This is a genomic window from Tropicibacter sp. Alg240-R139 (assembly GCF_900537075.1).
Classification (GTDB): domain Bacteria; phylum Pseudomonadota; class Alphaproteobacteria; order Rhodobacterales; family Rhodobacteraceae; genus Falsiruegeria.
Genome location: NZ_UNRA01000001.1, coordinates 942,806 through 964,049 on the forward strand (window position 1 = coordinate 942,806; position 21,244 = coordinate 964,049).

Genomic DNA, 21,244 nt, shown 5'->3' on the forward strand with positions numbered 1-21,244 from the left:
TTTTTCTTGTGCCGCGCCCGGTTGCCCATCGATGATAGGGGCACGCAGAAATTCAGAGCCAAGAGACCATGGAAATCGCGATCCAACCCCTGAAAGCCCACAACCTTGACGAGGCGTTCGAGTTGGCGACCGAGGTGTTTTCACACGCCAGCACGTTGCATCGGGCGCTTGGTGTGACATTGGAAGACTACCGCACCTATCTGCGGCCCCAGTTTCAACAGGTCGTCGCCCAAGGGCTGTCTGTTGTGGCCATCGACACCCGGACGGGTGACGTGATGGGGTGCATGATCGTCACCGATTACGCCAAACAGTCTGCCGGAGATGTCGGTACGCATCCAGTGATGACGCCTCTTGCTGCGTTGGCACGGGAGCTGGATCACCAGTACACCGCCGCCGGAACGGTCTCACCGGGGCAGGTGATCCTGATCGACATGGGCGCGGTCCGACCTAAGGGACAAGGCAGGGGGATTTATCAATCCATGCGGGCCCAGGTCCACACGATCGCAAAATCCAAAGGGTTTCTGCGTGTGGTCGGGGAGCTTTCCTCAGAGGCAACTCAGCATGTCGTGCTGACCCAACTCGGCCATGCCAAAGCGGCCGAAGTCTCACTTCATGATTTCGAATGCGATGGTGCATTTCCATTTCGCACCATCACCCAACCCCGCAGCATCGTGTTGGCCGAGGGGCAGTTGTAGCTGGCATCATTCGATCAAAGAGATCGTCCATGCCTGATCAGCTGGTGTTCCGCCCCCCAGCACCTCGCGATAGGCGGATTGTGCCTGGGCCAATCCCTGCGCGTGGTTGATCGTCAGCCAGTCCGTGCTCTTACGCATGGCTTGGCTCCAGAAGTCGCCCGAACGCCGTTCAAACTCACCCGGTCCCCAATCGGCATTGCGTTTGGCGATATGGCCGGGTGCAAAGAACATCTCGGACCGCTCGCGAATGTAACCATCGCCCATTCCGGCCTCGGAATAATGTGTCAGACCCACGTGGCTGGTAAAGCGCATGTTGTCGCCCAAGTGCTGGTGCAGGCGCGAGATCACCGGACCAGAGCCGGACATGTCGATGATCAGGGTCGGGACGTTTTCCAGTTCGGCCTCGATCTGATCATAGGTCAGCACCTGATCATAGAGATCCAGCGCATCGACCTTGGCCTTGTTCCCGGTTGAGGTCATCCCGACGATTTTGGGCGTATCTGGATCGGCCTGAAAGGCATAGCCCGTACCGATCCCGGTTTTGGACGAGGCCGAAACGATGAGAACCTGTTCGGCGCCATACCATTCCCCGGCCAGAGCAAAGTCATAAAGGCAGAAGGAGGTCGCATAGAGCGGCCAGAGCACCATGCGCATGTCATCAGTCGCGGGATCGTCCTGCGGATCGTTGGACAGGCGCAAATAGCGATTGTAAACGGCAGCAAGCTCCTTGCGATGCTCCGAGGCGTCGAAAAACCGTGATTGGTCAATGCGGCCAGGTTCCAGTACGGCATGGCTGCCCATTGGCCAATATCCATAAAGCCGTTCGCCAACCGCGATCTCGGGTAGGCCGCTGGCCTCGACAACGCCAATGCCCCAAACCGGGATGACACCGAAAGTGGTGTCCTCGGTTGGGAAAAACTTCCAATAGCCGATGCGGTCACCGACAACGCCATACGTGATGTTGTTTGCAGTCATCCCAAACCGCTCGATCCGCACAAGGATCTTTCCGCTTAGGTCTTCGGGGCTGTGGGTCGTGCTGACTCCAAGTTCGTCCAGGTTTGCCTTGCGGACCTGCATGGTTGTGATCTCGGTCATGCGCCTCTCCCATTTCACCTGATCTCTTTCCTGTCACACAGTGCCACGTCCGTTTTGAATGGGTAACGGTGACGTTGCGCTGCCGAATAGTACCTGTTTCTGCCATCAAGGACGATGAGCGTTCTGCGATGATGCGCCGAGCGACAAGCGAGGCGCCCGGCCCAACGGGAGGAGATATCCCGCAGGGGGCATCGACGACGGGCGGGAGAGCCTGGTTTGTTCTCAAGCGCGGAGGCGTCACGAGAACTGCAGCAAGTCCCACCGATTGCCAAAAGGATCGCGCCAGACTGCGACGGTGCCATAGGGCTCCTGGCGGGGGGATTCTTCGAAGTCGATCCCCTGGGTCAGCATGGCAGCGTGGTCCCGGGCAAAATCATCAGTGGTCAGAAAGAACCCCACACGCCCGCCGGTCTGCTTGCCAATCGCGGCCTCTTGCGTCGGTCCATCTGCCTTGGCCAAGATCAGCGATCCGGCTGTCCCACCTGGCGGTGTCACCCGAATCCAGCGTTTTCCATCTCCCAGGTCTTCGTCCTGATCCAGGGTGAACCCTAGCCGGTTGACGTAAAAGTCCAGCGCCGCGTCATAATCAGGCACCACGAGGGAAATTGCAAAAAGTTGTTGAGGCATATCGGCTCAGGTCGCGCGTCGGTCAGGCAATTGGATGTTGGCGACTTGTTCCGCAATCGGGTCGGTCGACAAAGGGTGTGAGGCGGATTCGTAGTCGCCCGGGTCTTTCATGGGTTGCCATTTGCCTGCGATATAAACCTCAAGCCCTGAAAACCGCGCCTTGTAGCCCATCTTTGGGCTCTCGGGCACCCAGTAGCCTAGGTAAACATATGGCAAGTCGGCCTCGCGGGCGATTTCGATATGATCCAAAATCATGAACGTGCCTAACGAATTGCTGCCCAACTCGGGCTCATAAAAGGAATAGACCATACTTAATCCGTCCTCGAGCACATCTGTCAGGCTCACGGCCGCCAGAGCGTCTGTTTCACGGTCGCTGTACTCAATGACCCGGCTGCGGATTGGGGTTTCCTCGATCATGGCGGCGAATTCGAACACATCCATATCGGCCATGCCGCCATCGGCGTGTCGGGTATCCAGGTAGCGCCGAAACAGATCGTATTGTTCGTCCGTGGCCCAAGGCGAAGTCGCGCGACGCCCCAGATGAGCATTTCGGCGACGCGCACGCCTTTGGCTCTTGTTGGCGACGAAATCGCTCACCTTGATGCGGGCTGACAGGCAGGCTGCACAGTCGGCACAGGAAGGGCGATAGAGCACATTTTGCGAACGCCGAAAACCCTGCCGGGACAAGGCGTTGTTCAGTTGATCAGCTCCGTCGCCCTGCAAAGCGGTGAACAGTTTCCGCTCCATTCGATTCTCAAGATAGGGGCAGGGTTGAGGGGCCGTCACGTAAAACTGTGGAACAATCGGCAGCGTGTGGCGCATCAAAAACTCTTAAAACGGCTCGCGGTTTCAGGGGATGATAGCAACCGACGCCAAAGCCGCCAAGTGGCGATTGCATGACCTGTCGATTGCAAGCCCGGTGGACGGTCCAATTGGAAATTGGAGGGCTGGGAAGGCGTGGGCAAAAGTTGTGCCCACCCAGCCCAAAGAGAACGTGTGTTTCGACGGAAACATCAGTGATTGGCCGCAGCGCCTTCGGGCGATTTTTCAGCAGGTTCAGAGGCTAGGCAACAGCACGCCGGTTGATCGCAACCGTACCTAGAAACGCGTCGGTCAAACCCTGGGCGCGTGCACTGGTCAGCATCATGATGATGGAGATCACCTGCAACACTGGCAGGGCCATCGACACAGTATAGCCTGCAGTATGCGCCAGCGCCAAACCGCCGTCCAAACGCGCGCCATGAGCGTCGCGCAGCTCGATCCCGACAAAGCGCATCCCCCAGGTGGCTGATCCGCTGGAGATGGATACCACACGGTAGACAAAGCCAATCGCCAAATAGAGCAACGGCCAAACAAATAGGCCCACAAAGGCGGTCATCAATACGGCGACCACACTCAGCGCCAGGATGATGCAGCTGTCCAGGATCCAGGCAAACAGTCGCTTCATTGCGACGGTTTCATAGAACTCAGGCTGGTGGTCGGGATGGGGAAGATGTGTCATCGCGCTCGTTGTCCGGGGAAGGGAAGGCTTTGGCCCCCGCAACATATGCGGGGACCAGTGGGGAGAGGCGCCTGCAAATCAGGCTGCGTCGTTCTTTTTGTCATCGTCATCGATGGCCGCCTCACGAGCGCGGTCATTCATGAACTGGTCGAATTCGGACTTGTCCTTGGCCTCGCGCAGACGTTCCAGGAAGGCCTCGAAGTCCACCTGCTCCTTTTCCAGACGGGCCAGTGTGTCGGCCTTGTAGCTGTCAAAAGCGGTGTTTCCGGTCTGGCGCATGGCGTGCATGCCATGACGTTTCCAAGATTTGCGTTGGCTGTTGCAAGATTTGCTGAACATGCGGTCACTCCAGATCATGTAGAACAGTAGGGCAAGGCCAATGGGCCAGAAAAAGACAAAGCCAAGGACCATGGCGGCGATCCATGCGCTTTTGCCCTTGCTGTCGAGCCAAGCTTCGGTGCGATGCAGCCAGCCCGGGTTCGAAGGGGCGGCAACGGGGTCGGTCATTGAGGTCATTGTCAGTCTCTCCAGATCAAGGTTTATGTGAATGCCTTTCACATTGATCAAGATGGGGACTGTGTTTGGGGATGCAAGGGCTGATGTGAATGTTTTTTACATTTGGTGTTGCGCGTGTAGCGCGACACAGATTTTTTCAATTTGGAACACATTGTAGCGCGACACATATTTTTGCAAATTGGAACACAGATAGTTGCAGCAACTCGTTTTTTGATTCTGGGGCAGGGGTGAAGCTCCAAAGGTCCGAGGTCAGCCCAAAGCAGACATGGCCTCTTGAGTGAATTTGGCGGAAGCGGACACTCACACAACTGAGCTGGACCTAGAGTGGGGTTGCTACAACAATCGATTGCGTCGTTAATGAACTCATCTTTTGGATAAAATCATAATTCCGGAGTTTTCTGATGCAGCGTCTAGTTCTCAATTTGTTTGTCCTATTTAGTTCGATCTTGTTTTCAGGGATTGCCCAAGCGGGGGATCGGCCAAACATCCTGCTGGTGATGGCGGACGATATGGGTTGGAGCGACATTGGCTCTTACGGCGGAGAAATCGATACGCCGCGCCTCGACCAACTTGCGGCGCAGGGAATGCTCTTTACTGATTTCCATGCATCGGTGTCCTGCTCTCCCACTCGGGCCATGTTGATGTCGGGAAATGACAATCACATCGCGGGGCTTGGAACCATGAGCGAGATGCTCGTCGATAACCAACGCGGCCAACCGGGATATGAGGGCTACTTGAATGATCGCGTTGCAGCGTTACCGGAAATCCTGAAGAGCGCGGGGTACAACACATACATGGCCGGTAAATGGCATCTGGGCCATTCAGAAGACCGGCTACCTTTCACCCGTGGATTCGACACAACCCTGACGATGCTTGTCGGCGGAGCCAGTCATTGGGCCGACAGGCTGGGGATACTGCCTGAAGACGACCCCGCCAAATATGCATCGAACGGAGCGTACCTAGAGACACTACCAGCGGATTTCTATTCCAGCCGCAGCTATGCGGATTTTCTGATCGATTCAATCAGGGCGGGTCGAGACAACGGAAAGCCGTTCTTTGGCTATCTGGCTTTTACCGCGCCACATGATCCTGTTCATGTACCAGAACCATGGATGTCGAAATACGACGGTTGGTACGACGAGGGATACGATGTCTTAAAGACGAAACGCTGGACCACGGCCAAAGATCTTGGCCTGATCCCAGAAGATGCGCCATTGCCGGGCCCTCAACCTCTGACGACACCATGGGAAAACCTGCAACTCTATGAGCGTCAAACAGAAGCGCGCGGCATGGAGGTCTATGCTGGCATGGTGGATGCTATGGACTATCACTATGGACGCGTCGTTGATTTTCTGGAGGACATTGGTGAGCTGGACAACACAATAATCGTATTCTTGTCCGACAACGGATCCAACCCGTTTTATTCAGTCGATTACCCGGGTGCAGATGATCCTGAATTCATTGCCCAGTTTGATCATAGTTACGAAAACCTCGGTCACCCGGGCTCAAACTATGCCTATGGTCCCGGATTTGCGGCCGCCTCAAGCGGCGCTCTTGGGTTATACAAACAAACCGTCGGCGAGGGTGGTATTCGTGTTCCCTTGATAATTTCGGGCCCGGGTATATCGAAGGACCAAAAAACAGGGGCATTTGCCTATGTTTGGGACATCCTTCCCACGCTGCTTGACGCCGCTGGTGTTGAATATCCTGCGACTTTCGATGGTCGTCAGGTTGAACCCCCACGAGGCCGTTCGATGCTGCCGCTTCTGACCGGCGACGTAAATTCGCTCTACGGTCCTGACGAAATTGTTGCCGGAGAAATGGCAGGGGGAAAATGGGCGCGCAAAGGCGACTTCAAAGCGGTTCTGGTTCCCGCACCCTATGGGGATGGGAATTGGCGTCTATTTGATCTTGCGTCTGACCCGGGCGAAAGCATCGACCTTTCAGGAAACATGCCAGAACTGCTCCTTGAACTGACGACCGCGTGGGAAGCCTATTCAGAAGAAGTCGGTGTTGTTCCGGCTCAACTGTAGTGCACCGCGCTTGTTCGACCCGGACGTATGAGATTAGTGCGACTTGCCGGTAGGGCAGTCGCACTGTGAGCTTCGACGTGTTGGGCTCTTCGTTGGCATTCTCTGAGCTCAGGATTAAAGTCCGCTTCAGGTAAACCGCTCAGACTTTGCAAAGCTCACTACCTGCGCATAGCAGGCCGTGGCCGGTCAAGGCCCACGGCAAACGAGGCGGCCGAACTTGTTGGTCCTTCCTCGCCTACAACTCGAAATTCGACACCAGCAACTCCCCTCGTTTCCCGCGAGATTTGGACTGTTTCGCAACGGTATAGGTTACCTTCACCTCTTCTATATGATGCGCCTTGAAGATCCGGCGGATCTCTGGCGTGTCGTTGATCGACATGAGCACCTTGCCAGTTGCGGTGGACATAATGTCCGCGAGCGCTTCGAAGTCCTCGGGGGCGAACATGGCCTTGCCGTAGTCGTCTTCACATCCCCAATAGGGCGGGTCCAGGTAGAAGAGCGCGCCAGGGCGATCATAGCGGCGCATGAAGTCGCCATAAGGCAGACACTCGATGACAACGGCCGAGAGGCGCGCGTGGACGTCCTCGAGCATGGGTTCCAGCGTGGACAGATTGAACGTCGCACGACCGCCACCGGAAATTCCGAAGTTGCGCCCAGTGACTTTGCCGCCGAAGGCCGTGCGCTGCAGGTACAGGAAGCGCGCAGCGCGCTCGAGGTCGGTCAGCGTTTCCGGCCGGGTGACGACGAGGCGCTCGAATTCGGCCCGTGTTGTGAGCTGGAAGCGCAGGCAGTCGATGAACTGGGGATAATGGCGCTGCAGGATGCGGAACAGGGTGGCGATGTCTCGACTTAGGTCGTTAATCACCTCAACACGGGGGCGCATGGAGCGGCGCAGGAAGATCCCGCCCATGCCAACGAAGGGCTCGCAATAGCTGTTGTGCGGAGTTCGATCGAGGATCGCGGTGATCCGTTTGGCCAGGTTGCGCTTGCCACCAAGCCAGGGTGCTACGGGATGAACAGGTTGGGTAGGAGTTAAAGGCATTCGAGATCCGCTTCATCACGCTCCAGGCGCTTGGGTGAAGGGCTCGTCTGTGGCCTCAGTTCGGTGATTGTCCCGCAGCGCGGGCATTTGATTTCGAGTGCGCCGCGCAGGGCGTTCTCTTCCATTTTGAGTAGCAGGCGGCGGCACCGCCCGCAACGTTGTTCATGTTTCATTAACCAGAATCGTCTCACCGTGGCCGAACCCCGCGCGGGGTGGGGAGCGGCCATAAGTTATGTCTGGTCGGCGGGGGTCATGTCAGAATTTGGACCCCGTGTCGGGCGGCGCTACAACGCTGCCTGGCCTCCCTTTCGGGGGCCTTAGAGCGCCGCGATGATGAAGGCCAGCAGCTCTTCGTAACGGATGCCGTACCGATTGCCTGCCTCTCTTGCTGGCTCGATCACCTTGTCGTCACGCACTACGGCTTCCTGGGCCTCCCATTCGTCATAGCAGACGATGCCGTACCGGAACGGATCGAGGCCGTTGGCCTCAAAGGCGGCGATCACCTCTTGTGCAATGACGCCCACGTGAATGCGGGCCGCATCGCCCTTTTGCTCAACCGCGTCCTTGTAGCGGAAGGTTCTGATCAAACCCTTGCAAGCGCGCGACGTCGCCTGCTCAGCGGCGTCGAGCAGGTTGATGTCGACCTTAGCGCGCGCATCCGAAACGTTGATTGTTCCATTGGTCGCATAGATGTTGGCCCAGCGGTTCGACGGCCCGCCCAGGTTGTCAGCCCCGTCGCCAATTGGACGAAAGTAGCCATCGGCCCACTGGTATTCGGATGTCCCGGAAACGGCCATGTAGCCGCCAGCAGACCCGCAGTTGATCATCGACCAGTTTGCACCCGTATCAGCGCCGAACGTGAAGTCATCCGACGCTGACAAAGTGACGGCGCTCTGAGGTGTCCCGCCGCCGTCCTTAATGCGAAAGGACTTGCCGTTCTCTAGTCCGATCGAACCGGGGAAAATCATATCGCCTGCTGTCGGGTCAACCGACTGCACAACACCATCCCCATCACCATAGGCAATCTTGTTTGTGCCGCCAGTCGATGTCTCGCGCATGATCAGATTGTTGGCGTTCCCGTCGTTGGTGATCGACTTAGGGCTAAGGTTGCTGACATCCCAGCGGCATCCGGAGGTTCCTGCCGCAAAGGTGACGTCGCATTCAGAGGACTCTGGCTGGTTGGCCACAAATACGGCGTTGGATTGTTCGACCAGAATATCTCGACCGATCCGACACCCCATGGTCATCCCGCCGTTGACACCACCAGGCTGAGTGCCCGCCTGGATGGTCAACTTGCCAAACAGCCCTCCGGCCAGGTAGTGCGACCCGGTGTCGATCAACAGAATGCCGCCATTGAAAGACCCCGCGTCCCAATTGACGATCCGGTGATAGAGCGTTGCAACACCACTCTGGCCCAGTTCGATGTCATAGCCGTCGCCGCTGGTATCCGCCGTGGCAATTGGGCCAATCGGGTCAGTGATCAAAACCTTGCCGCCCGTTGCCTTGATGGCCCGCCCCGGCGTCCACATCGACGCACAGCGCACGAACTGCGGTCTTTGCCCGGTCAGCATAACATTGTCACCGGTAAACCCGCCCGTCAGAGCGGCGTCTTCGTCGCCCCGGAACATCACGCCTGATAGGACCAGATCATCACCCGCGCCGCTGAACAATGGCCCGTTGCCAATCTTGGTGATCGTGGTGAAGCCAGAGCTGACAATGTGTTGTTGGTTTGCGCTCTGGGTCAGGTTCGCCGCCAGCAGTGGGATCTGCGGCATGAGGATGCTTTCGCCAGACGCAAAAGCGGCATTCAAAACCGCGCTGTGGTCCTGTCCGGGTACGATGGAACCGAACTCTTCCAAAGCCACCATGGGCGTTCTCTTCTTGACTTGGTCCACGCCCATGGCGGCTTCCATCTGGGCTTGCACGGCGGCAAATGAGACCTGCGCGGTTGCCCCTTCTCGGTTGCCCAGGAAAGCATCAATCAGCGTCTGCGGGGGGAGGTCGGTGGATCTAACTCCTGCGGGCATGAATTCGTCCTTTCGGTTGGTTAGCGAACCGTGACGCTGAACGGACCGCTGAGCGATCCCGGCAATCCGGCGTCTGTTTTGGGTTCCAGGTAGTAGGTGTAGGCACAGGGGCTGAGCGTTGCCCCGGTTGCCAGATAAAGCGCCGCCTCAGTGAGGCTGGCCACGCAGGCCGCCGAGGCCCCGATGGCAAAGCCGGTCTGGCCGGTCGGCACCACCAGGCTTTGCAGTTCGAGCCCGGCCGCGTTGATCGCATCGCCGTTCTGTGTCGTCGCGCCTGTCAGCTTTGGTGTCAGGGATCCGCCGCTCAACGTTCCCACATCGGTGCTGAAGTTGTAGGTCTCGCCCTCATCGAGGGCGATGGCCTGGCTCAGATCACCAGCGGTGCCATCTGCATGATCGGCAGTGCCGCCCGCGACGGTCCAATCGGTGCCAAGTGTCCAGCCAGCCCCGTCAAAGCTGGGATCGGCCAGCAGGTTTTGCCGGGTGGCGTCGCCGTCGGTGAAGGTGACAGTGGACCCGGTCGCGCCGGTCACGGGGGCGGCCAAAGCATGGGCATCCCGATCGAGCGCCTGGCCAAAGGGCACACGGTAGACGATGACCTGCGAGGCAGGTGCGGCAGGCATAGCCAACGTCAGTTTGGCGTGTCCCAGCCCGCCTTCGATCATGACCGAGGCATCCTCGACAGCCTGGGGAAGCTGCACGTCAGTGCCCCCCACATCAACCGGCAGGATCGGCGTCGGGTCGCTTTCGGTGCCATCATAGCTGACGGCATAGGCACGCAGCTCGATCTCATCCTCGGTGATGTAACCGGTGATGGTGGCGCGGGCGCTGGCTGCGGGCACGTCGATCGAAGCCCAGCCGCCGCCTGTTTGCGGGCGATGCTCGACCCGGTATCCGTTCAGGGCCACGCCGCCGCCCTGGGCAGGGGCCAGGTGCATGGTCACAGTCGTGGCCGCTGGCTCGGCTGGATCGCCAGGGTCTTCGCCGCCTGTATATTGCGGCTCGGTCACGATGCGCACCACACGCGGTGTGGGCGGCGTCTGATTGGCGATGACAATGGCCGACCCAACCCGCCCGGTCCAATCGGGCGGCACCTCGGCGTCGGTCAGCTCATCGATCTCAGGCGCGGCCGGGATCAGGGTCAGGGTTGAGGTGAAAGAGGTGCCGCTTTCCACCCCTCGGATCTTCATGGGCTCGCTGACTTTGGTGTAGGGGCCGATGTGAACCAACTCACCTACTGCGGGCAAGGGACCGTCGCCGACCAGCGCGAGCAAGGGCGCGTCGGGGACCGGTAACGTGACGGGGCGCACAACAGAGGCACCGATCACGTCATTCTCGTGCGCAAAGACCCGAAACCGAATGGCCATGGCCTGATCGTCCTCGGCCTCGATCACCTGATCCAACTCCACCAAACTGCCCTCAATCATCTTGACCCGTGCATCCTGCTGCTGATGGGACAACACATCGTAGGACCCCATCACCAGATCCCCTCTGGTCGCGACCCGCGCGGCTCCGCTCTGCGAGGTGGTGAAGGTGTCGGGCCGGTGCATCAGCTCATACATGCGGCGGCGCGCCTCGATCCAGATCTCGCGCGGGTCGGTTTTGCCGGGAAGCTGGATCTCTTCGGTGATGGTGATGTCGCCGGTGTGATCTGGCCACGGAATGATCCGCTCAGCCTCGGCATAATCGTTGGTCTCGTCCCGGAACCGGACCCGGAACGCATGCGGGGGATCAAAGTAGGACCGTGACCAGCTAAAACCGCCTGAGTTGCGCGGGCTGATGTGATCGACCACCAGATCCTCGGGCCGGTCGATGACCACGCCCCATCTGACGCCGTCGTGTCGGTGGAACGCGCGACCGGCGGCGCAAATCTCATTGGCCAGCTCGCGAAAGCTCAAGCCCCCCTCGAGCTCGCGGTCATATTTGAGGCCCTTGGCATCGCACCATTCATGCCAGTCGCGAAGGCCGTCCCAATCAACCTCGGCATCAGCCACGGGAAAGGGGTTTGACGGGCTTTGCAACAGGCCCACAAAGGCGGCGGCCGGGTTGCGCGATGTGCCCTCGCTCCAGGCCGTGCCATCCCACCGCCTGCCGATCCGTTCAGCAATGACGTTCAGGCTGTCCAGCGGCCCGTTGAGCTGGTGAGTAGCGCGAACACGCACGGCGAACAGCGCCAACGGCTGATCCATGTTGATCGGGTATTCCGGCCGGATCGACTGCAGGGCGGCCAGTTGCACAGTGCTGCCCGCTGGCGTGTCCTGCACATCGTCGGACATGCGGGTGATCTCGATCTCCCATTTGCCCCGGCTCGGCATTTGCCAGCGGTGCTGACGGAACATAGAGCTGTTCTCGTTGCCCCAGATGTCCAGCGTGGCCACGTCCTGCCAATCCTGATCGCCCTTCAGGCGTTGACGGATGCGGATGGTGATCTCGCGCCCGACACGGCGTCCTTTGTCGTCATACGCGTGCAGGCCTTGCGGGAACTGCAGGATCACATTGACGTCTTGTGTGTCCGCCGCTGTTTCTCGCACCACAGGGGTTTCCACGTTGGGCCCGGCGATTACTTCACCCGCGTCGTCATATTGGGGCGGGCGCACAAGCTCGGCCCCTTCGCTGTCCTCCAAAACCTGCTGGGGGTAGAGCGTCAACGGGGCATCGCCTGGATAGCCTTCGCGGATCTCGATCTCGACATCCTTGTATTCGTCGATCGACGTGTTGCCGATCCGAATGTCACTGATCTTGACCGGCCCGACGCCCAGGCAAAACAGCGCCCGGATGAACTGCTGATCCCCGACAATCTCGGAATAGCTGCGCGCGGCAAATGGCGGGGCAACGCGATGCCGGCCAAAGACCTCGGGCAGTGCCTCATTGGGTCGCGCCGTGTTCTGCCAGCCGGAAATCGAATAGCTGTTCTTCTGCCGTTCCTGTTCCGGTTCCGGCATTGGCACCAGGGCGTTGACCAGGAGGCTGCCGACAATCGTCAAACCCGCGCGAACCAGGGCCGTGCCGAAGGTAGAAGCCCCAACCCCCAAAGCACCTGCCAACGGACCGGTGAGGGCAAAGGCCGCAACGGTCACCACGGCCAGCAGAACCGAGCGCAGCGATTCCTTGCCCGGCACAATGCGAATGACCACCTGCACACCGGGCTTGGGGCGGGTCATATGCCAATACCGCGCATCGATCGCGGCCGCGCCGATCGGCGTGACCAGGACAACGCGCAGCGCGCCATGATTGGCCCGGCTCATCCCCGGAAAAGCATGCTCCACCATCTGCGCCAGGCTCAGGCCCTCGGGCACCTCCAATTCTTGCCGCGCCATGCCCGGATCGATGAGCGGGGCCGTCAGGATTGGGACGGTCTTCTTGGGTGCTTTGCTCATGTCCGCCGCTCCAGATCGCGGTGGCGGTAGGCCCCGCAGAAGCGGGTTTTATGTCGGGGCAAGCTGACATCGACATGGCAGGCCTGGCCGCTCTCATCCATATGCAGCATGCGCGGAAAATTGACCGCAAGCCCGACGTGCGAGCGGAACCGCCCACGCCTGAAGAGCAACAGATCGAAGGGGCGCACGGTCCCGGCCACCGCCCGCCAAGGCCCCCCGTCTTCGATCCGATCGACCAGGGCGGCGACCTCGCTGTGCTCATCGGGCGAGACATAATCGCCATCATAGCTCGGCAGTTTGATCCCCAGCTCTTGGCGATAGACCAGGCGCGTCAGCCCCCAGCAGTCACAGCCGCGCTCTGACGCCCCTTTGTCGGCCTGGGGAATGCCCACGTATGTGTTTGACCAGCTCATGAGAACAGCCCCGGAAAACGGTGTTTGGTGAACCGAAACTGCGGGATCGTCTCTTCCTCGATCATGGCCCGCGAGATCTGGATGCGAACTTCACCGGCATCACCGTCCGCGCTCATCATCCGCAGATCGCGGTATTCGACCTCGGCCAGATCCGGGCTGGAGGCCAGGACCACGGCCATATGCACCACGGGCCGATCGGTGAAGCTGCGCAGCTGCTCGGCGATCCGGTTGTCCACGTTCGACAGAACAATCGACCCGGCCGCGGGCGCGTCTTCCAGATCCGAGGGCACCTCGGCCGAGGCCAGGACAAACAGATACGGCTCGACCTGAGGGTCTGCTCCAAAGAGCCGCGAGCGGGTGGCGTACATCATCGGCGCGTCCGAGATCCGCTCGGTCGGATCGGTGGACAGGCGCACCGGCGTCTCGAGCGAGGGGTGTTCGATCGAGAACAGCGCCACCTCGACCTCGCCGCTATGGATGTCCTGGCTCGCGTTCCGGGCGTTCAGGGACACACGTCTCATGGCATCACCGAAACACTAAAGCTGATTTCAAAGCGGACACCCCGAATGCGCTCACGCGGCATCTCGTCGCCAAACAGGCAGAGCCAGCGGGCCGACAGTTCGATCGGAGTGCCGTCCTCCGTCAGCAGCGGTGCGTTCGCGTCATCCAGGAACGCCCAGCCTTCGGTTGTTGGATCGGGCATGTAGAAGGTGCCGGAGCCATGGCCGGTCATCTCCGTCAGGAAATTGTCAAAGACCGCCTTTTCCGAGCGCTCAACCTTGATCATCAGCGACACCTGGCGCGCCACATTGGACCAACCGCGCCGATAGCCGGGCAAGCCCTTGTCCGCCTTGCGCTTGAGGCGCGGGTCCATGTCCTGCGCCTGCCACCCCGATCGGGTGGGGCGCGGCAGTGTCTCTGGCCAAACCGCCGGGCTCATCGTTTCGGCCCCTGTGGTTTCAGCCCGTATTTCTGCTTCAGCGTCTTGCGGGCACCACCGCCCGGAAGGTCGATGGCTTCAGCAACCTTGGACGACAGGCCAAATACGAATTTCCGCCCACCATCAGCCTCACGCTCTTCCCCTTCAAACTTGGTTTGAACGCCCGATGAATAGTCGTTGAAGACGAATGTGTGAGCGCCGCCAGATGCACTACGAAGTGAGCCAGCGGCGGTACCCGCCACGGAAAGGGGGCCACCATTTGCGAAGCGGGGCAGGGTTCGGTTGCGAACGGCTTCCATGAAGTCGTGCCCATAATAGGCGACGGAGGCTTCTAGCTGCATGAACTCGCCAGCAGAGCCCCAGAACAGAATATCGTCCTGCTTGGGGCCGCCACGCCCGGCAAGCAGCCCGGCAGCCTGCCCGCCCATTTGCAGATCACCGCCACCCGCCAGGCAGGGGAGAGCGCTCAATGTCCGCAATGCAGGCAGCGAACGCAGCATGTCGGCACCGCATCGAGCGACCGCAATGGGCCGTTCGGGCGGCTTTGCAAAGCCCGCTCTCTGCGCATCGCCACTGCTCAGGCAATGTTTCAAACTCCGTTTGAACAAACTCTACGCAGGGCAGGTGCGACCAAGAGCCTGACCTCCCCAGGTGTGTGGGTCTCTCCGATTAGGTGGCGATAGTGGCGATGGACTTGAAGACAGCGGTCCCTCCCACGCCGCCCGTGGTGCAGATCCATCCCAAGTCTCCGCCGGGTGTGGGGGTATCGTTCCAGATCACGTCAGCGGCCACTTAGATCACGTCAGAATCGTTCGACACGGCGTCTGCCACAGTGTGCGTTAGGTCGCCGAACTGTTTGAAGTTCGAGCAACCCTGCACCCGGCCGTTGATCACTTTGAAATAATGTTCGTAGGATGAGCCAAGACCACACTCTCTCTATCAAATCACCCTATTTGAACCCATTGGCATTGACGTCAGACATTCGGTTCTAGGACGAAGGGCAATTTGGACGTCGATGACACGAGGCAAAGTGTTTGCCGTTGCTTTGACGCATTGACGCGGGCGGCAGGGGGTGGTCACCCTGCGGGCATGACCACACCGCTGCACATATCCCGGACGCCCCGACCTTTTGACACTGACCTTGGCAGTGAAACGTTAGACCGTTATCCCGCGCTGTCGCCCGAGCGAGCCGCGTTAATTGCTGGCACGGCAGGTAGCAGTCCCTATCTGAAGGGCGTGTTGGAGCATGAGTCTGAATGGTTGGCCGAGGCGTTGGATGATCCCGAGGGCGCAGTGGCACGTGTATTTGCTGATTGCCGAGCGCTGCCCTTTGATCAGCTCAAGCCGGGGCTGCGGCAAGCCAAGAGACGGATTGCGGGGCTGACAGCCTTGGCAGATCTGTCAGGCGGTTGGCAATTGGAGCAGGTGACGGGCGTGCTCACCGATTTTGGCGCGCTTGCTGCGGATGTGGCGGCCAAGGGCGAAATTGCCAACTTGATCCGCCGAAAGAAGCTGCCGGGTCAGGTCGAGGATGATGTCGAAACGGCCGGTGGTATGGTCATTCTGGCTATGGGGAAGATGGGCGCGCATGAGCTGAATTACAGTTCCGACATCGACCTGATCGTGCTCTTTGATGAAACCCGCTATGACCCGGACGATTTCTATGAGGCCCGCCAGGGGATGGTGCGCGCCACGCGAAACTTCTGCGCTACTCTCAGTGACCGAACGGCGGATGGCTATGTGTTTCGGACTGACTTGCGCCTGCGTCCTGATCCGGCGGTGACGCCTGTTTGCCTCGCGACCGAGGCGGCTGAGAGGTATTACGAAAGCCTTGGACGCACTTGGGAGCGAGCTGCTTACATCAAGGCCCGTGCCTGCGCCGGCGATATCGCAGCGGGCGAGCAGTTTCTGCAAACGTTGACGCCCTTTGTCTGGCGGCGGCATCTGGACTTTGCCGCCATCCAGGACGCCCACGACATGCGTCTGCGCATCCGTGAGAACAAGGGCACTGGTGGGCCGATCACGGTGCCCGGCCACGACATGAAGCTGGGTCGTGGCGGTATTCGTGAGATCGAGTTTTTCACACAGACGCGCCAGTTGATTGCAGGCGGTCGGGACCGTGATCTTCGGGTGAGGGGCACCGTGCCGGGGCTTGCGTCACTGGCGGACAAGGGTTGGATTCCACAGGACGTGGCCGAAAAGCTCGCCGATCACTACCGAGCACATCGCGATGTCGAGCATCGCATCCAAATGATTCATGACGCCCAAACCCACAGGGTGCCCAAATCCCAGGATGGGATGGAACGTGTGGCCTGTCTGATGGATCTGAATTTGGCCGACTTGCAAGCCGAGCTCAAAGAACGCCTGACCGAGGTGCATGACTTGACCGAAGGGTTCTTTGCGCCTGATGCGGCGCCAATTCCCGCACCTGAATCCGTGCCGGTGACGTTTGACACCGACGTCATTGCCCGGTGGCCCACCTATCCGGCGCTCCGGTCACAGCGGGGCGCGCAGATTTTCGAACGTATCAAGCCCGAGTTGCTGTCGCGCTTGTCGCGTACCGCCAAACCTGACGAGGCGCTGATGGCTTTGGACGGGTTTTTGTCGGGGCTGCCTGCCGGAGTGCAGCTGTTTTCTTTGTTCGAAGCCAATACACAGCTCATTGACCTGTTGGTGGATATTGTCGGCACTTCGCATGCTCTGGCGAGTCATCTGTCGCGCAATGCGTCCGTGTTTGACGCCGTCATTGGCGGTTCGTTCTTTGACGAGTGGCCAGGACAACAGGCCCTCCAGGCTGAACTCTCCGAGGCTTTGGGGGCCGAGGGCGACTATGAACGCCAACTCGACATGGCGCGACGCTGGACCAAGGAATGGCATTTCCGCATTGGAGTGCATCACCTGCGCGGATTGATCGACGGGGCCACGGCTGGACACCAGTATTCCGACCTGGCCAGTGCGGTGATCGCCTCGGTTCTTCCGATCGTCACGGCGCAGTTCGAGGCCAAACATGGGGCTGCACCGGGGCGCGGCATGACGGTTTTGGGTATGGGATCGTTGGGGGCTGAACGGCTTAATTCCACCTCTGATCTGGACTTGATTGTGATCTATGACCCGCAAGAGGTCGAAATGTCAGATGGCAAGCGCCCTTTGTCAACACGACCATACTTTGCGCGTTTTACGCAGGCGTTGATCACGGCGTTGACTGCGCCCATGGCGCAAGGGCGGCTTTATGAGGTGGACATGCGACTGCGTCCATCGGGCAGCCAAGGGCCGGTTGCCACGAGTTGGAGCAGCTTTGCCAACTATCAGCAGAACGAGGCGTGGGTTTGGGAACATCTGGCGTTAACCCGAGCGCGCGCCGTAGCGGGCGATCAAACTCTTGGTGAGGATATCGAGGGGTTCCGGCAAGAATTGCTGAAGCAACCGCGAGACCGTTCAAAGGTATTGACCGAGGTGACCGAGATGCGGGCGCGTCTTGCTGCTGCCAAGCATCCTACAGGCATTTGGGACGCCAAGACCGGTCCGGGCCGGATGCTGGATATTGAACTGATGGCGCAGACCGGAAGCCTGTTGGCGGGCAATCCTGCGCGCGATGTGCACTCAGGTCTTGATGCGGCGGTCGCTGTTGAGGTGCTGAATGTCGCGCACGCTCAAACCTTGAAACAAGCCTATGACCTATGCTGGTCAGTGCAAACGGCGGGACGATTGCTGTCGGGGCAGGGCATCGAAGTCGAAAAGATCGGCGAGGGTGGCGGCGCATTTCTGTGCCGCAGTGCCGGGTTCGAACAGCTTGGGGACCTCGAGGGGGTGTTGACCGACGGTTATGCACAGGCGGATGTGGTGATCACTGCAGCATTGGAGAAGGGGCAGAGATGATGGGTGAACGGGACATGTTGGACCCCAAGGGGCTGATCCGCGAATCCTATCGGATCGAGGGTATCGTGGCATCGCAATGCCGCAGCATCTTTTTGGACTGGGCGCTGAGCCTGCCGGACGGTCAGGATTCGCGTGATGCGATCACTGCGCTATTGGACCGTTATGCGGACCAGCCTGATGACCATCCGATGACTGTCGTTCTGCGTCAGGGGTTGGCTGAAATGAAATCTCCAAAGCGTCGAGGGGGCTGGCGCTCAAGACCTAGGAGCCAGGTTTGAGCGAATTTCTGGCGTTCGAAACAATCACCAAGTCAGCCTGAAATTGTCTCATAATCTCTAAATCGGTCAGAAATTGTCTCAAAGTTGCCTCAATTGGGCAGCAAACCTTGATGCATCAAAGGTGCAAAGAGTCCCATTTGGGGGCTCGTTCTAGGAGAAGAGACAATGAAATCCATGCGAATGATTATGCTGATGGGTTTGGGGCTGACTGTCTCGGCATGTGCTGCTGTCGACGTGCCGACGCGCAACGCCCCTTACGAGCAACTGCCTGATGGTGCCGTGTCGGCCCCCGCAGGTTATGAACTTACCCAAGCAGAACGCCAGCCCATCCCCACAGCCGCTGTAGGGCAGGTGTCCATTCAGGCATCGCGCGCCGCGACCACCGACCCTTCGGCAGGCCTTGAAAACGCGCTGACCATCGTGCCGGGCCAAGCTCCGGTTTCGGTGAACTCGGTGACCGTGCTGGTGCCCCGTGCGCTAAAGGTGTCCGAGGCAAACCGGTATCTGCCGCGCGGTGATATCGTGTGGCGCGAAGATCCCATCGGCGACCGCCATGCTCAGGTGCAAAAAATCGTGCAGGACGCGATTGTTCGTGGCGTGACCCCTTTGAACGGTCCCGTGTCTGCCGACGTCGTGATCCAGGTGAAACGCTTTCATGCATTGACCGAAAAGGCCCGCTACACCACTGGCGGCGTGCATTCGATCACATTTGATCTGGCCTTGAAGAATTCGAACACCGGCGAGCTTCTTGTTCCGGTCCGTGAAGTGCGCGCTGATCTAGATGGGTTTGGCGGCCAGCAGGCCCTACAAGCCGAGGCCCGCGGTCTGACCCAAAAGGTTCGCATCACCAATCACTTGGCCGAGGTAATCCGCCAGGAACTGACCAACCCCGAAGGGTACAAGAACGCCTCGCTTGGCTTCTTCCAGGTACTTAACAACATCTGAGCCTTTCACAGCCAGTCTATTGTTAGTAAGAGGGCGCCATGACAGCGCCCTCTTTTGCATCCCAAAGCCCCGCAGATCGCCCAACCGTCCGTATGAAACCCAAGACCAACGCCCGCGCCGTGCGGCATGGTTTCCCTTGGGTTTATGCCAACGAGATGGTCACCGACCGCCGCACCAAGAAACTCGCTCCCGGCACACTGGCGGTGCTAGAGGACGAAGGGCGGGTGCCTTTGGGGCTGGTGTCGGTTAATCCGAACTCAAAGATTTTCGCGCGGATGCTGGATCGTGATCCGAGTGCCGAATTGAACGCTGCCTGGTTCGAGGCGCGTTTGCGCAAAGCGCTGCAACTGCGTGAACAGATCTACGACGCGCCGTTTTATCGCCTTGTACATGCCGAAGCCGACGGGCTTCCGGGGGTAGTGATCGACCGATTTGGGGACGCTTGCGTTCTGCAGCCTAATGCGGCCTGGGCCGAAGCGAACCTGGATCTGTTGACGACTGCCATAGCTTCGGTCACGGGGGTCAGTACCATTCTTAAAAACGCCTCAGGGCGTACCCGTAGCCTTGAAGGATTGGATGACGTCAATACCGTGTTGTTGGGCACCGCGCCTGATGCACCGGTTCATGTGCCCATGAACGGGGCCACCTATATGGCCGACCTGACTGGCGGGCAAAAAACCGGTTTGTTTTTTGACCAACGCGAGAACCACGCCTTTGCGGCGCGATTGGTTCCTTCCTGCGCACGGGTTCTAGATGTCTTTTCACACGTCGGCGGCTTTGGTCTGGCGATGCTCGCCAACGGTGCAGGCGAAGCGGTGTCCGTCGATGGGTCTGCTGCCGCCCTGAGCCTAGCAGAACAGGGCGCCGAGGCGAGCGGATTGGGCGACCGGTTTGCCACCCGCAAGGGCGATGCATTCGATGTGCTGGCAGCACTGGCCGACGAGGGGCAGACCTTTGACGTAGTGATCTGCGATCCGCCCGCCTTTGCGCCGTCCAAACAGACGTTGGAGGCGGGATTGCGCGCCTATGAACGTGTGGCCCGTCTGGCGGCGCCACTGGTGCGTGAGGGTGGTTATCTGGGTCTGTGCTCGTGCTCTCATGCGGCTGACTTGGGCAAGTTCCGCTCTGCCTCTGCGCGTGGCATTGGTCGGGCCGGGCGCAATGCGCAACTGCTGCACACCGGATACGCAGGCCCCGACCACCCGCAACTGCCACAACTGGCGGAAAGCGGATACCTAAAGGCCGTGTTCTTCCGCCTATGAGGGCCGTTCTGGACACCTGCGTCATCTTTCCAACGGTGATGCGCGAGATGCTGTTGGGCGCGGCACGGGCAGAGTTTTATACCCCGCTTTGGTCTGCCCGCATACTCGAGGAGTGGGCCCGCGCCAGTATCAAGCTGGGACCGACGGGCGAAGCTCAGGCCCGGTCCGAGATCGCGTTGATCCGGGCGAACTGGCCGGGGGCAGAGGTGGCGCCGGCACCAGGCATCGAGCAGCGTCTCTGGCTACCCGACGCGGCAGATGTGCATGTGCTGGCGGCAGCTATTGCCGGATCGGCGGATACAATCGTCACGGTCAATCGTCGCGACTTTCCAAGACACCTGTTGGCAGAAGAGGATTTGGATCGGATCGATCCCGATACGATGCTTGTGCAGTTTTGGCAGGACCAGCCTGCTCAGATCGCCTCTGTCGCGGCAAAAGTACTGGATGAAGCCAATCGCCTGTCGGGAGGTACGTGGGAGATGCGCCCGCTGTTGAAAAAAGCCCGTCTACCGCGATTGGCGAAAGCGCTTACCAACTAAGTGGCAGTAGAGGCGGAAAAGCGGTCAAGTTGTCTTGAAATAAGACTCTGCTACGAGCGTTGCTCAGCGATCAAGCGG

20 protein-coding genes are annotated in these 21,244 nt (G+C 59.6%); 7 read left to right on the forward strand and 13 right to left on the reverse strand.

Annotated features, from left to right (window positions below; all coding sequences use genetic code 11):
- Positions 1-68 precede the first annotated feature (68 nt).
- Positions 69-695: a hypothetical protein gene (locus tag G6R15_RS04585; RefSeq protein WP_164658589.1), complete on the forward strand. Its 627-nt coding sequence runs from the start codon at positions 69-71 to the stop codon at positions 693-695.
- A 6-nt stretch (positions 696-701) separates the two neighbouring features.
- Here G6R15_RS04585 and G6R15_RS04590 read toward each other — a convergent pair whose 3' ends face one another.
- The 5 genes from G6R15_RS04590 to G6R15_RS04610 all read right to left on the reverse strand — a co-directional run bounded on the left by G6R15_RS04590 (position 702) and on the right by G6R15_RS04610 (position 4,434).
- Positions 702-1,790, reverse strand: a complete 1,089-nt coding sequence (locus tag G6R15_RS04590; RefSeq protein WP_164658590.1) for a DUF2855 family protein — start codon at positions 1,788-1,790, stop codon at positions 702-704.
- Between the two features lie 237 nt (positions 1,791-2,027).
- Positions 2,028-2,417, reverse strand: coding sequence for a VOC family protein (locus G6R15_RS04595; protein ID WP_164658591.1), 390 nt, complete (start codon positions 2,415-2,417; stop codon positions 2,028-2,030).
- A gap of 6 nt (positions 2,418-2,423) precedes the next feature.
- Positions 2,424-3,239 carry an arginyltransferase gene (locus G6R15_RS04600; protein ID WP_164658592.1) on the reverse strand — a complete coding sequence of 272 codons (816 nt, stop codon included), beginning with the start codon at positions 3,237-3,239 and terminating at the stop codon, positions 2,424-2,426.
- 241 nt (positions 3,240-3,480) lie between these two features.
- Positions 3,481-3,918 carry an RDD family protein gene (locus G6R15_RS04605; protein ID WP_164658593.1) on the reverse strand — a complete coding sequence of 146 codons (438 nt, stop codon included), beginning with the start codon at positions 3,916-3,918 and terminating at the stop codon, positions 3,481-3,483.
- A 78-nt stretch (positions 3,919-3,996) separates the two neighbouring features.
- A complete protein-coding gene (locus G6R15_RS04610; RefSeq protein ID WP_164658594.1) occupies positions 3,997-4,434 on the reverse strand; it encodes a DUF2852 domain-containing protein in 438 nt (145 codons plus the stop codon).
- 401 nt (positions 4,435-4,835) lie between these two features.
- Between G6R15_RS04610 and G6R15_RS04615 the strand changes: the two genes are divergently transcribed.
- Complete coding sequence (locus tag G6R15_RS04615) at positions 4,836-6,467, forward strand: arylsulfatase (RefSeq protein ID WP_164658595.1); 1,632 nt, start codon at positions 4,836-4,838, stop codon at positions 6,465-6,467.
- Between the two features lie 235 nt (positions 6,468-6,702).
- On the opposite strand, the gene G6R15_RS04620 is transcribed toward G6R15_RS04615, so the two are convergent.
- From G6R15_RS04620 to G6R15_RS04655, 8 genes are all read right to left on the reverse strand, one after another.
- Positions 6,703-7,509, reverse strand: a complete 807-nt coding sequence (locus G6R15_RS04620; RefSeq protein WP_164658596.1) for a DNA adenine methylase — start codon at positions 7,507-7,509, stop codon at positions 6,703-6,705.
- Complete coding sequence (locus G6R15_RS23085; protein WP_373456002.1) at positions 7,500-7,736, reverse strand: Com family DNA-binding transcriptional regulator; 237 nt, start codon at positions 7,734-7,736, stop codon at positions 7,500-7,502. Before G6R15_RS23085 ends, G6R15_RS04620 begins: the two co-directional genes overlap by 10 nt.
- Before the next feature lie 90 nt (positions 7,737-7,826).
- Entirely contained in the window at positions 7,827-9,536 is a 1,710-nt protein-coding gene (locus tag G6R15_RS04630) for a tail fiber domain-containing protein (protein WP_164658598.1), read from the reverse strand.
- Between the two features lie 20 nt (positions 9,537-9,556).
- On the reverse strand, positions 9,557-12,913 hold the full coding sequence (locus tag G6R15_RS04635) for a phage tail protein (RefSeq protein WP_164658599.1): 3,357 nt from the start codon (positions 12,911-12,913) through the stop codon (positions 9,557-9,559).
- Positions 12,910-13,326: a C40 family peptidase gene (locus G6R15_RS04640; protein ID WP_164658600.1), complete on the reverse strand. Its 417-nt coding sequence runs from the start codon at positions 13,324-13,326 to the stop codon at positions 12,910-12,912. The genes G6R15_RS04635 and G6R15_RS04640 overlap by 4 nt, the downstream gene beginning before the upstream one ends.
- Positions 13,323-13,847: a hypothetical protein gene (locus tag G6R15_RS04645; protein ID WP_164658601.1), complete on the reverse strand. Its 525-nt coding sequence runs from the start codon at positions 13,845-13,847 to the stop codon at positions 13,323-13,325. Before G6R15_RS04645 ends, G6R15_RS04640 begins: the two co-directional genes overlap by 4 nt.
- Positions 13,844-14,266 carry a hypothetical protein gene (locus tag G6R15_RS04650; protein ID WP_164658602.1) on the reverse strand — a complete coding sequence of 141 codons (423 nt, stop codon included), beginning with the start codon at positions 14,264-14,266 and terminating at the stop codon, positions 13,844-13,846. The genes G6R15_RS04645 and G6R15_RS04650 overlap by 4 nt, the downstream gene beginning before the upstream one ends.
- Positions 14,263-14,766, reverse strand: coding sequence for a hypothetical protein (locus tag G6R15_RS04655; protein ID WP_164658603.1), 504 nt, complete (start codon positions 14,764-14,766; stop codon positions 14,263-14,265). Before G6R15_RS04655 ends, G6R15_RS04650 begins: the two co-directional genes overlap by 4 nt.
- Before the next feature lie 589 nt (positions 14,767-15,355).
- Here G6R15_RS04655 and G6R15_RS04660 point away from each other — a divergent pair.
- The 5 genes from G6R15_RS04660 to G6R15_RS04680 all read left to right on the forward strand — a co-directional run bounded on the left by G6R15_RS04660 (position 15,356) and on the right by G6R15_RS04680 (position 21,166).
- Positions 15,356-18,142 (forward strand): glutamine-synthetase adenylyltransferase, encoded by a 2,787-nt coding sequence (locus tag G6R15_RS04660; RefSeq protein ID WP_164658604.1) that lies wholly within the window; start codon positions 15,356-15,358, stop codon positions 18,140-18,142.
- The gene (locus G6R15_RS04665; RefSeq protein ID WP_164658605.1) at positions 18,142-18,420 is read left to right on the forward strand and encodes a hypothetical protein; all 279 of its coding nucleotides are present in this window, start codon (positions 18,142-18,144) and stop codon (positions 18,418-18,420) included. The genes G6R15_RS04660 and G6R15_RS04665 overlap by 1 nt, the downstream gene beginning before the upstream one ends.
- 165 nt (positions 18,421-18,585) lie before the next feature.
- Positions 18,586-19,365 (forward strand): DUF6778 family protein, encoded by a 780-nt coding sequence (locus tag G6R15_RS04670; RefSeq protein WP_164658606.1) that lies wholly within the window; start codon positions 18,586-18,588, stop codon positions 19,363-19,365.
- A 38-nt stretch (positions 19,366-19,403) separates the two neighbouring features.
- On the forward strand, positions 19,404-20,627 hold the full coding sequence (locus tag G6R15_RS04675) for an RSP_2647 family RNA methyltransferase (RefSeq protein WP_164658607.1): 1,224 nt from the start codon (positions 19,404-19,406) through the stop codon (positions 20,625-20,627).
- Positions 20,624-21,166: an RSP_2648 family PIN domain-containing protein gene (locus tag G6R15_RS04680; protein ID WP_164658608.1), complete on the forward strand. Its 543-nt coding sequence runs from the start codon at positions 20,624-20,626 to the stop codon at positions 21,164-21,166. The genes G6R15_RS04675 and G6R15_RS04680 overlap by 4 nt, the downstream gene beginning before the upstream one ends.
- Positions 21,167-21,244: the final 78 nt, after the last annotated feature.